Origin of the sequence: Clostridium sp. AF22-10 (assembly GCF_003478725.1) — a bacterium.
Taxonomy (GTDB): domain Bacteria; phylum Bacillota; class Clostridia; order Lachnospirales; family Lachnospiraceae; genus Otoolea; species Otoolea fessa.
This window is the reverse complement of record NZ_QUFZ01000038.1, coordinates 1-11,427: the sequence shown is the minus strand read 5'-3', so window position 1 is coordinate 11,427 and position 11,427 is coordinate 1. Positions and strand designations below refer to the sequence as shown.

The window sequence follows — 11,427 nt, the reverse complement described above, 5'->3', positions numbered from 1 at the left end:
CACTGCTTGTGGTGGTCTTATTTTAGTGCCTAATTTTAACCATGTAAAATTTTATATTTTTTTCCCCATTAAGTCTTGACTTTTTATTTGCAGGCTAAAGTAACGAGAACGCGGTGTGCCGTTTTTCAAACATTTTTCGAAATAAAAAGACCCATAGCCTTTCACTATGAGTCTTTTTCATACATCCCTTTTCTCTACTGGATAAACATAGCATCCCCAAAACTAAAGAACCGATATCTCTGCCGGATCGCCTCTTCATACGCCGTGAGCACGTGTTCTCTGCCTGCCAATGCGGATACCAGCATGACGAGTGTGGACTCCGGCAGGTGGAAGTTTGTGATCAGGCAGTCCAGAATCTTGAACTGATAGCCCGGATAGATGAAAATGTCGGTCCAGCCGCTGCACGCGCGGATCGTGCCGTCCTCAGCCGCTGCGGATTCAATCGTCCGGCAGCTTGTCGTACCGACACAGATGATGCGTCCGCCATTTTTCTTCGTCTCATTGATCATGTTGGCGGCATCTTCCTCGATACGATAGAACTCCGAGTGCATATGATGATCCAGTACATTCGAAACCTTGACCGGCCGGAAGGTTCCCAGACCCACATGAAGTGTGACATGCGCGATCTTGACGCCCATTTCCTGAATCTGTGCCAGCAGTTCCTTGGTAAAATGAAGTCCGGCAGTCGGAGCAGCCGCGGATCCCTCATGTTCTGCATAAACGGTCTGATAACGGTTTTTATCTTTCAGACGGTGTGTAATATACGGTGGAAGCGGCATCTGACCAAGCTGGTCAAGAATCTCCTCGAAGATCCCCTCATAGGAGAACTGAATCAGACGATTTCCCTCTTCTACCACATCAATGACGGTTCCTTTTAACAAACCATCGCCAAAATTAATTACGGTTCCCGGCTTTGCCTTTTTGCCCGGCTTTACCAGCGTCTCCCAGATATCGTTCTCACGGCGTTTCAGAAGAAGAATCTCGATGTGTGCATCCGTTCCCTCCTTGCTTCCGATCAGACGCGCCGGGATAACCTTTGTGTCATTGATCACCAGGCAATCGCCCGGATGAAGATAATTGACAATATCCTTAAACACCTTATGCTGCATCTCACCCGTCTTTTTATCCAGCACTAAAAGCCGGGAAGAAGAACGATCTTCCAGCGGATCCTGTGCGATCAGCTCCTGTGGTAAATCATAATAAAAATCTTTTACATCCATTCTTTGTGCCTCTTTGTCTTTCTATATCTGTACTTTCACTTTTTATAAATCAATCGGTTTTATATCTTATATGCTATCAACCATTTCTCTATACTCCGGCATATCCGCTTTTCAGCTTTCCATACCTTAAAAACTTTATTTTTCCAGCCAGACGAATTCAATAAAGCATTTTAAGGATTTGACGCAGCCGGTTCTGACTCCTCCTGCATATAAGATGCGCCCTGTTTCATAAATTCCACGCGCTCTTTCAACGCCTCATCCTGCTCCATCGCCGCATCCATTGCTTCATCCGTCTGCTTGCTGAGAAGGCGCACATCCTCATTGACCGACAGTTCTTCAAAATACTGCGTCAGCTCTTCGGACATTTTCCCGTCATCGATCTGCCAGTTTCCGTCCTCCGCCCGGATCGCATAGATCCGCACCAGACTCGGTGCCGGTGTCTCCACGCCCGTATACAAAATCTCATAATACACATACGCTGCCATCTCACCGTTCCTAAGCCCCGGCGTCGTATAACATTTCACATTCTGGTACCCGGAAATGTACTGCTTCTGTTCTTCAAATTCCTGACGGTAGTGTTCTTCCTCACTCGTATCCTGTGAGGTAAACAACTTCACAAACGTATCCATATCACAGTCGGAAACCGCCTGAAAATAAGTATTCATCAGCTCTGTGATCCCCGGCTCGCCATTCTCTGTCAGAATACATCCGCCAAAGTCCTGAATATATTCTTTCGTGTCCGGCTCAATCACCATTCCAGATCCGCCTGTATCCACCATTTCTGCCGGTAAGCCATCCTTTTTCCCCAGAATGTTTGTTATTTTCCCGGAAAACATCGCCACCGCGCCAATCAGAATCAATACAATCACCGCCGCAAGCAGCATCACATAGCGGCGCAGTTCCCAGTCCGTTCCGTTCTTCCGGCTGCGTCCCGGTTTCTTTTTCGGTTCTCCCACCCGACCGCCTCCTGACTTATTCGATTGTTAATATTATAGCGGTGATTTGGTTACTCGGCAAGCAGTATTTCCGAAAAAAAACTTGCAATTTTCTAAATATTATAGTATCATACAAGTAATGCGTCTGTAGCTCAGTGGATAGAGCGCCGGCCTCCGGAGCCTGAGGCGTAGGTTCGATTCCTATCAGACGCATTCTTAAAAAGCGACAGCGGAGATATCTCAGCCGTCGCTTTTTGTGTTATTCATGATAAAAGGAGGACTCTTTCCGTGGAACTCATACACGTTTCTGGAAATACAGACTGCCTGCTTGGCAAAACAGCCGTCGGCATCTACCGCATCGACGACACCCGCTGCATCCTGTTTGACAATGGTTACTCAAAGGAATATGACGAGCTGGTCGGCTCTCTGAAAGACGCCGGGCTGACCCCGGCGGGGCTGATCGTTTCCCACGCGCACATCGACCATCATGGAAACAGCAAACGCCTGCGCGAAGCCTTTCAGATTCCACTGGCTATGTCGCTTGGCGAAGCCGGGCTGATCGCCTCCCAGGCGGCGCTGGAACGGTATACCAATTATTTCGGGCGCTCCGAGAAGGAAAAGGTTTCCATCGACACCGAGCAGCGCTGCCCGGTTGACTGTATCATCCAGCCGGAGGATACTTCCGTGACACTCTGCGGCGTAACCTTCCCGGTTCACCATCTGCCGGGGCATTCCCTCGACCACATCGTCATCGGCACACCGGACGGCGTCTGCTTTACCGGAGACGCGCTTTTAACCGAAAATGTCCTGCGTCACGTCAAGCTTCCATACTGCGACCACGTCGGTCTGGATCTGGAAAGCAAGGAAGCAATCACAAAACTGCCTTACCAGCACTGGATTTTATCGCACAAAGGTCCATTTGATGGCAATATCCGGGAACTGGCGGACAAAAATATGGATCTTGTCCGTCTGCGTCTCGCAGAGCTGGCAGAGCTTTTGCAGAGACCAATGACACGCGATGAATTTTATCAGGCAAGCCGACGTCTGATCGGAATGCACATCGGTACCTACGACCAGCTCATCCGTCAGGAACGCCACCTGCGCCCATATCTGGAACAGCTGGTGATCGATGGGACGGCACGGCTGGAAGTAAAGAATGACACGATATATTTTTGTTTGAATGAATAAACTCTTTCTGCATGAATTTTCCCTCTCTTGTTGTTATCGTTTCCGAAAATACACACACGCCCCTGCAAATCCCAAGATTCCCGCTCCCATCACGGCGAAGCGGGAATATGTCTTTAACAGCACCAGAATACGTTCCCACGATGCCCCCGCCACCGCGCCGGCTCCGATGAGCACCGTATTCCAGATAAGACTGCCCGCTGTTGTCAGAAGGAGAAATGGCAGGAGTTCCATCTTTGCCATTCCCGCCGGGATCGAGATCAGACTTCGGATGATCGGAACGAAACGGCAAAAAAAGACGGCTGATCGTCCCGTTCTCTCCAGCCATCCGTCTGCATCTTTTACATCTTCCACTTCCACTCCGAGCCGTTTTCCCCATGCGCCGCCCAAAAAGGAATAAAACTTCTGGACAGGAATTCGTCTTCCCAGTTCATACAAAATCAGTGCTCCAAGTACCGATCCGGATGTTGCTGCCAGGACAGCCCCTGCGATTGACATCCGTGTGTACGTTGTCATAAATCCGCCGAATGTCAGAATCACTTCTGAAGGAATCGGCGGAAAGAGATTTTCAATCAGAATCAAGGCAAACATCCCCGCATACCCGTAAGAACTGAGAAGTTCCAGAACTATATCACGCATGATATATCGCACTCCACGTTATTTCCACATATTCTATTTATTTTATGCAGAACGGAAAAAATCCAGGCATCTAATTTTCATTTTTCATGCCCGGATTTTAATTAAACCTAGAGAATCATCACATCCCCCACGGCCCCCGTATCCGAGAACTCTGTCCACTCGCACACATTGACCGCGTGATCGGCGATTCGCTCCAGATACTTAGCAACCATCAAAAGATCGACTGCCACATCGGATTTATCCCCGTCTTTTTTCAGAAACTCAATCACTTCCCGTTTTACCCGCTCAAAGAAGGCATCGATCAGGTCATCCCTCTGTTCGAATGTCTCCGCCGTCTCGGTGTCACGCTGGGTAAACGCGTGAATCGCATCCTTTACCATCGTTTTCACATTTGCCACCATGGCCGGAAGATGTTTGCTTACAAGACTAATATCTGCATCCTCCAAACGCAGGGACAGATCGGCAATGTCCGCCGCCTGATCGCCCATCCGCTCCAGATCGGTCACAACCTTCAGCGCCGTCGAGATATGGCGCAGATCACTGGCGACCGGCTGCTGCTTTAACATCAGCGTCAGGCAGTGTGTCTCGATCTTTCGCTCCATATTGTCCACATCCCGGTCTCCTTTGATAACCTTCTGTGCCAGCTCTTCATTATGCTCGGTAAGCGCTTGAAAACTACTGTCAATCGCATCCTGCACCATCTGGCTCATCGCGTTCAATTCCTGATTCAGCCCTTCTAACTCCTGTATAAATGCCTCTCTCGTCGCCATCCCGTATCTCCTCTCCATCTCCCCTGTTTTCTGCCCAGAAATTTTCCACTTCTGAACAGTAAACTGATTTTCTACTTATTTTTAAATCCTCAATCTTACGCCTATCATCCAAACCGTCCGGTAATATAGTCTTCCGTCTTCTTCTCCCGCGGATGCGAGAACAGATCCGTCGTCGGTGCATACTCGACTACCTCTCCCACCAGGAAAAATGCCGTGTAGTCCGCAATACGGGTCGCCTGCTGCATATTGTGGGTAACGATGACAACTGTATAATTCTTCTTAAGCTCGCCCATCAGATCCTCGATTTTCAGCGTGGAAATCGGGTCCAGTGCCGAGGTCGGCTCATCCATCAGGAGAATCTCCGGCTCAACCGCCAGCGCACGCGCGATGCAGAGACGCTGCTGCTGTCCGCCGGAAAGTCCCAGTGCAGAACGTTTCAGGCGATCCTTGACCTCATCCCACAGGGCCGCGCCGCGCAGACTCTTCTCCACAATCGCGTCCAGCTCTGCTTTTCCCTTAATGCCGTGAATCCGCGGTCCATACGCGATATTGTCATAAATACTCATCGGAAATGGGTTCGGCTGCTGAAATACCATGCCGACCTTCTTGCGAAGAAGCGTCGTATCAACCTCGGATCATAGATATCCTCGCCGTCGATCCACACCTTTCCATTGATTGTTACATTCGGCACCAGATCGTTCATGCGGTTCAATGTTTTCAAATAGGTAGACTTACCGCAACCGGACGGTCCGATAAACGCTGTGATCTGATTTTCATATATATCCAGATTGATATTTTTTAATGCATGATTGTTTCCATAGTACAGATTCAAATCCGACGTAGAAATTTTTGTCTCCATATCATTTCCTCATTTTTTACTTTATTTTAATTTTGTCACATCAAACCGGTTGGTCAAAAATCTCGTCAGCAGGTTGATTCCCAGCACGATAATCAGAAGCACGACCGCGATTCCAAATGCCTGATCGTATTTTGCTTTCTGCATCGACAGGTAGAGCTGGATGGTCAGCGTGCCGCTCGACTCAAACAGTTTTCCAAACAGGTTTTTCGGAAGCTGGAAGCCGCTTCCGGCAGTAAACAGAAGCGCCGCCGACTCGCCCACGATACGGCCAATCGAAAGGATGACGCCAGTCATAATACCCGGTGCCGCGCTCGGCAGCAGGATCGTCCGGATCATATACCATTTCGTTGCACCGATTCCCAGTGCGCCGCTACGGTAGCTGTCCGGAACGGTTTTGAGTGCTTCCTGTGTGTTCCGCGTAATCAGCGGAAGCACCATCAGGGTCAGCGTGAAGGATCCGGTCAGAACCGAATAGCCCAGCTTCAGCGTCATTCCGAAAAAGACCATACCGAACAAGCCAAAAATAATCGACGGAATACCGGACAGGATCTCGGTTGTAAATTCAATCGTCCGCACCAGTTTTCCCGGCTTTGCGTATTCGTTCAGATAAATGGCGGAGCCGATTCCGATCGGCGCTGCAATGATAAGGGTAATTACAATGATGTAAATCGTGTTGATGATATTTCCCAGAATACCAAAGGTGCCCTTGAGGGAGCTCTGCACCGTGGACAGAAGCTGCCAGGAAACCTGCGGCAGGCCGCGCACAAACACATACCCCATGATGCCAACTAACAGCGCGATCGCCACGCCAGCTGCCAGATAAATCAGCGCTTTTAAGATATTGTCCCCGATGCGGGTGCGCTTCTGGTAAATACTTTTCATACTATTATCGGTCATTTGCGCCGCCCTCCTTCACAAACATCCGGCTGAGCACCGTGTTGATAAACATGATAAATACGAACAGCACCAGACCGATGGTAAAGAGCACTTCCCGGTGAAGTCCCTCTGAATAAGACATTTCCGCCACGATCGCGGTTGTCAGGAAACGGACGGAGTTAAATGGGAGCGGCAGATTGACTGAACTTCCAGATACCAGGCTGATCGCCATTGCCTCCCCGATCGCACGTCCGCAGCCTAAAACCACCGCCGTGATGATGCCGGAGTGCGCCGCCGGAACGATTACTTTGAAAATCGTCTGGATATGCGTTGCACCGAGCGCCAGCGATGCGCTTTTTAAATGTTTCGGGACTGCCCTAAGCGACGCCTCACTGATATTGATGACGGTCGGAAGAATCATGATTGCCAGAACCAGAACCGCCGATATCAGGTTCGCACCGCCGGTAAATTGATGCGTCGTGGAACCGGCAAAGATTTTCATTTCCAGCTTATACATCAGGGGATTTAAAATCAAAATTCCTAAGAGTCCGTAGATAACCGACGGAATACCTGCCAGAAGCTCAACTGCCGGGCGGACCACTGCCGCTACCTTCGGCGGCGCAACCTCTGCCAGAAAGATGGCGGTAAACAGCCCAATCGGAACACCGATCAGGATCGCCAGAAAGGTTCCGACGATGGAAGTTAAAATAACGTAGAGAATTCCGAAAGACGCCGGATTTCCAGTCGGCTTCCAGACGGTTCCAAATAAGATTTCCGGAACACCCACCTTAAAAAGTGCCGGGGTACCGCTGATAATCATGTATAAGGTAATTGAAAAAACTGCCACCACCGCCAGCAGGCCGCAGGCGGTAAAAATAATTTCCGCTGCCCTCTCTACCGCTGATTTCGTGGCATGGCTTCCAAAAATGGTAAATTTCTTTTCGTGCATATGTCTCTCCTGTCCCGGATTGAACAGCGAGCCGCTTTCGGTCAAAGCAGAGTTTCCTTTCTGCGGCTTGACTGCAAGCGACTCGATATTATTTGAATCTATTCAATATTATGTGTATTCGTGAATTTCTGATTTTTCTATCCTTACCGGTTTTCACCGGTAATTTTATCCACATTCACAAATTCCGATGCAGTTTCTTACTTCGTAGTAATCAGGCCTACAGATTTAATCAGGTCATCGCCTTCTGCAGAGTATACATAGTCAAACAGCGCCTGTACCAGCTCGTTCTGCTCAGAAATTTCTCCCTTGGTTGCCATTACGAATGGGCGGCTTAAGAAATAGCTGCCTGCCTTGATGTTTTCTTCCGTCGGCTCTACATCGTCGAGCTTCACTGCCTTGACGGTATCATCAACTACATCCAGAGATACGTATCCGATGGAACCCGGTGTAGATGCTACTTTTGCCATAACTGCACCGGTGGAATCCAGCTCGTTTGCATATTTGCAGGCATCTTCCAGACCCAGAAGCTCCTCAAATGCGCCTCTTGTACCGGAACCTGCTTCCCGTCCGACTACGACAATCGGCATATCGCTGCCGCCTACATCCTTCCAGTTTGTGATGCTTCCGTCGTAAATGCCGGTCAGCTCGTCCTTGCTCAGACCATCTACAGCGTTGGACGGGTCAACGACAACGGCGATACCATCGATGGCTACGATATTTTCAACAGCACCTTTTGCTTTCTCATCATCCTTTAATGCTCTGGAAGAATCACCGACATCACACTGACCTACCAGCACGGACTCGATACCTGCGGAAGAGCCGGTAAATTCAGCCTGTACGGTCACGTTCGGATATTTCTCCATGAACGTTTCTGCCAGTGCATTTGCAAATTTTTCCATCGAAGTGGAACCTGCCAGGGTGATAGAACCACTTAAATCTTTTGTATCTGCGCTGTTCTCGGTTGTATCTGCTGCTGCACCACTTTCAGCTGCGCTGCTGTCTGCGCTTGTGTCTGCTGCACTTGTATTTGTATTGCTGGAACCACATCCTACCATTCCAGTTGCCAGAACGGCTGCTCCTAATACTGCGATTGTTTTCTGAATATTTTTCTTCATAATAAAATTCCTCTTTCCTCTCTCTTTTTTCTCTCAGAGTTTTTTATCCTTGATTTCTTACAGTACGCAGTATAAAAGATTCCTGGATTTACAGAAATCATATTTTGGTATCGTTTATGTAAAATTTGGGTAATTTTTGTGGGAGTGAATGTAAGATATGGTTTCGGATTTGCTCTGCTTCTCTCCATGATCGGAACCGCCGCCGGACATCTCTCCGGGCTTCGCTTGAAAGCCCGGCAGAGATCGCCGGCGGCGTGATTCTGATTTGTATGGGGTGAAGATTCTGGCGGAACATCTCCACTTATTTTAAAACAACCTTCTTAAAGTTCTTCTTACCTCTCTTGACAACCATTCCTTCGCCAGCGAGCTGATCCTTCGTGAAGACTGCCTTGATATCTTTTACCTGGTTTCCGTCTACAGATACGCCGCCCTGCTCGACATTTCTTCTTGCCTCGGAACGGGACGGAGCCAGACCGGATTTCTGCAGGATGGAGAGAATATCGATCTCATCACCGTTGAAATCATCCTCAGTCAGTTCGTAGGTCGGCATATTGGCTGCATTTCCGCTGGAGAACAGTGCTTTCGCTGCTGCCTGTGCCTTCTCAGCCTCTTCCTCGCCGTGTACCAGCTTGGTCAGCTCGTAAGCCAGGATCTCTTTTGCAGTATTTAACTGGCTGCCTTCCCATTTGTCCATCTCATCGATCTGCTCAAGCGGCAGGAAGGTCAGCATACGCAGGCACTTTAATACATCGGCATCGGCTACGTTTCTCCAGTACTGGTAGAACTCGAACGGGGATGTCTTGTTCGGATCCAGCCATACAGCGCCGGACTGGGTCTTACCCATCTTCTTGCCCTCGGAGTTTAACAGCAGGGTGATGGTCATTGCGTGTGCGTCCTTGCCAAGCTTTCTGCGGATCAGCTCGGTACCGCCTAACATATTGCTCCACTGATCATCGCCGCCGAACTGCATGTTGCAGCCGTATTTCTGGTATAACATATAGAAGTCGTAGCTCTGCATAATCATGTAGTTGAACTCTAAGAAGCTTAAGCCTCTCTCCATTCTCTGCTTGTAGCACTCAGCGGTCAGCATACGGTTGACGCTGAAATGCGGACCAACCTCGCGCAGTAAGTTTACATAATTCAGATTCATCAGCCACTCTGCGTTGTTGACTAAGAGCGCCTTGTCATCAGAGAAATCGATGAAACGGCTCATCTGCTTTTTGAAGCAGTCGCAGTTATGCTGGATCGTCTCCGGTGTCAGCATCTGGCGCATATCCGTACGTCCGGACGGATCGCCGATCATGCCGGTGCCGCCGCCAAGTAATGCGATCGGCTTGTTGCCTGCCATCTGCAGACGTTTCATCAGGCACAGTGCCATGAAATGTCCTACATGAAGGCTGTCTGCGGTCGGGTCAAAACCGATGTAGAAAACGGCTTTTCCTTCGTTGACCAGTTTTTTGATCTCTTCTTCGTTTGTAACCTGGGCGATCAGACCTCTGGCTACTAATTCTTCGTAAATCTGCATTTTCCTGTTTACTCCTTTTTATAAAAAATAATTTTGCTTACTCGTTTTGCTTCTCCACGGGATTCCTTTTTTCAAAAATACATCCGATTCATCCTTTATTTTCTCTCCGAAAATCATTCTCAAAACAGAACAATAAAGGTACTTTGGAACGTCTGTGATTTCACAAGACACATTTTTCTATAAAATAAAAAAGCCCCGTCCTCCAAAAAGGACGGGGCAAAATTCCCGTGTTACCACCTTTGTTCGCAGACAGCTCGCGCCCATCTGCCTCTGCCGGTACCCTCTGATACCGTGACCGGATAACGTGTGTCTCTCACGTCGCAGCCTACCAAATCAACCGCCGCACATTTTCCACGCAGCCTTTTCATCGGATCCGATTTTAGATTCTTCGGTGCGAAGCTCCGGGATGTATTCGAATATCCGGTTCACGCGCGCCTCTCATCATCCGGCTGCTTTCTGTGCGCTCTCCTGCGGATCTCTACTTGTTCCCTTCATTGCCTTTGTAAGGTTATTGAGTATATTCTGTATTATAAGCGAAATTTATTATTTGTCAAGGCAATTTCTCAACTTCAAACTTCACGCTATAAAATTTTTACATTACTTTAAATTCAAAGCGTAAAAAGTAGTGTACATATTTATTAAATATAATTATCATATTATTACTTTAGTCACACAGTTCCCAATCTCCCAGCCACGTATCCTTAGAATAATTATATATCTTCTATATAATTTCCCGTTTTCAACTTTATAAACATATTTTATAACATCTGCTCTAGCTATTGAACTCGATTTTTCAACAGCCACCTCTTTCTCTTGTGCAAACGCAGTCCCTGAAAAAATACATGTCATAGCAATTATTACTGCTAAAATTCTGATCGTTTTTTTCATTTTTATTTCCTCCTAATATTAATATTCTTTAATTCATTTGGTATTTCATCCAATGTTCCTATATATGTACCATTCATATATAATTCATACCCGTTTTCTGTCTTTACAAAAAAGTTATTTTTTTTGACTATATCATCTTCTTCAAAATACGGTGCATGCAACTTCAAATCAGCTACTGGTTCTATTACTATTGTACCAGACAATATAATAGCAATTAAGAAAAAGAACAACTTAATATTGACCTGTTTTTTTTGTTCTTCATTCAATATAGAAGAAATTCTAATTTTCAAAAAACTTCCATTAAAAAAAGATAGTGTTCCTCTCCTTTTTTAACGCTTTTGTCCTAGACATTTTTTAACAATATAATAGCAATTAAGAAAAAGAACAACTTAATATTGACCTGTTTTTTTTGTTCTTCATTCAATATAGAAGAAATTCTAATTTTCAAAAAACTTCCATTAAAAAA

Annotated in this window: 11 protein-coding genes, 1 tRNA gene and 1 pseudogene; 2 read left to right on the top strand and 11 right to left on the bottom strand. The window is 47.3% G+C overall.

Annotated elements, in window-relative coordinates:
• Positions 1-194 precede the first annotated feature (194 nt).
• Positions 195-1,220 carry a tRNA preQ1(34) S-adenosylmethionine ribosyltransferase-isomerase QueA gene (queA, locus tag DWX91_RS15615; RefSeq protein WP_117796007.1) on the bottom strand — a complete coding sequence of 342 codons (1,026 nt, stop codon included), beginning with the start codon at positions 1,218-1,220 and terminating at the stop codon, positions 195-197.
• A 170-nt stretch (positions 1,221-1,390) separates the two neighbouring features.
• Positions 1,391-2,176 carry a hypothetical protein gene (locus DWX91_RS15610; RefSeq protein WP_118472925.1) on the bottom strand — a complete coding sequence of 262 codons (786 nt, stop codon included), beginning with the start codon at positions 2,174-2,176 and terminating at the stop codon, positions 1,391-1,393.
• Positions 2,177-2,296: 120 nt separating this feature from the next.
• On the opposite strand from DWX91_RS15610, the gene DWX91_RS15605 reads away from it, so the two are divergent.
• Positions 2,297-2,368, top strand: a tRNA-Arg gene (locus DWX91_RS15605).
• 75 nt (positions 2,369-2,443) lie between these two features.
• Entirely contained in the window at positions 2,444-3,343 is a 900-nt protein-coding gene (locus tag DWX91_RS15600; protein ID WP_182431331.1) for an MBL fold metallo-hydrolase, read from the top strand.
• Positions 3,344-3,376: 33 nt separating this feature from the next.
• Here DWX91_RS15600 and DWX91_RS15595 read toward each other — a convergent pair whose 3' ends face one another.
• The 9 genes and pseudogenes from DWX91_RS15595 to DWX91_RS15555 all read right to left on the bottom strand — a co-directional run bounded on the left by DWX91_RS15595 (position 3,377) and on the right by DWX91_RS15555 (position 11,251).
• The gene (locus DWX91_RS15595) at positions 3,377-3,979 is read right to left on the bottom strand and encodes a DedA family protein (protein ID WP_118472927.1); all 603 of its coding nucleotides are present in this window, start codon (positions 3,977-3,979) and stop codon (positions 3,377-3,379) included.
• 107 nt (positions 3,980-4,086) lie between these two features.
• On the bottom strand, positions 4,087-4,749 hold the full coding sequence (phoU, locus tag DWX91_RS15590) for a phosphate signaling complex protein PhoU (protein WP_118472928.1): 663 nt from the start codon (positions 4,747-4,749) through the stop codon (positions 4,087-4,089).
• 104 nt (positions 4,750-4,853) lie between these two features.
• A pseudogene (gene pstB / locus DWX91_RS15585) lies at positions 4,854-5,608 on the bottom strand (phosphate ABC transporter ATP-binding protein PstB).
• 21 nt (positions 5,609-5,629) lie between these two features.
• Entirely contained in the window at positions 5,630-6,505 is an 876-nt protein-coding gene (gene pstA, locus DWX91_RS15580; RefSeq protein WP_118472929.1) for a phosphate ABC transporter permease PstA, read from the bottom strand.
• Complete coding sequence (gene pstC / locus DWX91_RS15575; RefSeq protein ID WP_022359893.1) at positions 6,495-7,433, bottom strand: phosphate ABC transporter permease subunit PstC; 939 nt, start codon at positions 7,431-7,433, stop codon at positions 6,495-6,497. Before pstC ends, pstA begins: the two co-directional genes overlap by 11 nt.
• Positions 7,434-7,630: 197 nt before the next feature.
• Positions 7,631-8,548 (bottom strand): phosphate ABC transporter substrate-binding protein, encoded by a 918-nt coding sequence (locus DWX91_RS15570; RefSeq protein ID WP_118472930.1) that lies wholly within the window; start codon positions 8,546-8,548, stop codon positions 7,631-7,633.
• A gap of 301 nt (positions 8,549-8,849) precedes the next feature.
• Positions 8,850-10,073, bottom strand: a complete 1,224-nt coding sequence (gene tyrS, locus DWX91_RS15565) for a tyrosine--tRNA ligase (protein WP_107001489.1) — start codon at positions 10,071-10,073, stop codon at positions 8,850-8,852.
• A 651-nt stretch (positions 10,074-10,724) separates the two neighbouring features.
• Entirely contained in the window at positions 10,725-10,961 is a 237-nt protein-coding gene (locus DWX91_RS15560) for a hypothetical protein (RefSeq protein WP_118539654.1), read from the bottom strand.
• 2 nt (positions 10,962-10,963) lie between these two features.
• Positions 10,964-11,251, bottom strand: coding sequence for a hypothetical protein (locus DWX91_RS15555; protein ID WP_118469523.1), 288 nt, complete (start codon positions 11,249-11,251; stop codon positions 10,964-10,966).
• Positions 11,252-11,427: the final 176 nt, after the last annotated feature.

Coding starts and splice junctions, on each gene's coding strand:
- queA (WP_117796007.1), bottom strand. CDS start 1,220: ATGGATGTAAAAGATTTTTATTATGATTTACCACAGGAGCTGATCGCA.
- DWX91_RS15595 (WP_118472927.1), bottom strand. CDS start 3,979: ATGCGTGATATAGTTCTGGAACTTCTCAGTTCTTACGGGTATGCGGGG.
- phoU (WP_118472928.1), bottom strand. CDS start 4,749: ATGGCGACGAGAGAGGCATTTATACAGGAGTTAGAAGGGCTGAATCAG.
- pstA (WP_118472929.1), bottom strand. CDS start 6,505: ATGACCGATAATAGTATGAAAAGTATTTACCAGAAGCGCACCCGCATC.
- pstC (WP_022359893.1), bottom strand. CDS start 7,433: ATGCACGAAAAGAAATTTACCATTTTTGGAAGCCATGCCACGAAATCA.
- DWX91_RS15570 (WP_118472930.1), bottom strand. CDS start 8,548: ATGAAGAAAAATATTCAGAAAACAATCGCAGTATTAGGAGCAGCCGTT.
- tyrS (WP_107001489.1), bottom strand. CDS start 10,073: ATGCAGATTTACGAAGAATTAGTAGCCAGAGGTCTGATCGCCCAGGTT.
- DWX91_RS15560 (WP_118539654.1), bottom strand. CDS start 10,961: ATGAAAAAAACGATCAGAATTTTAGCAGTAATAATTGCTATGACATGT.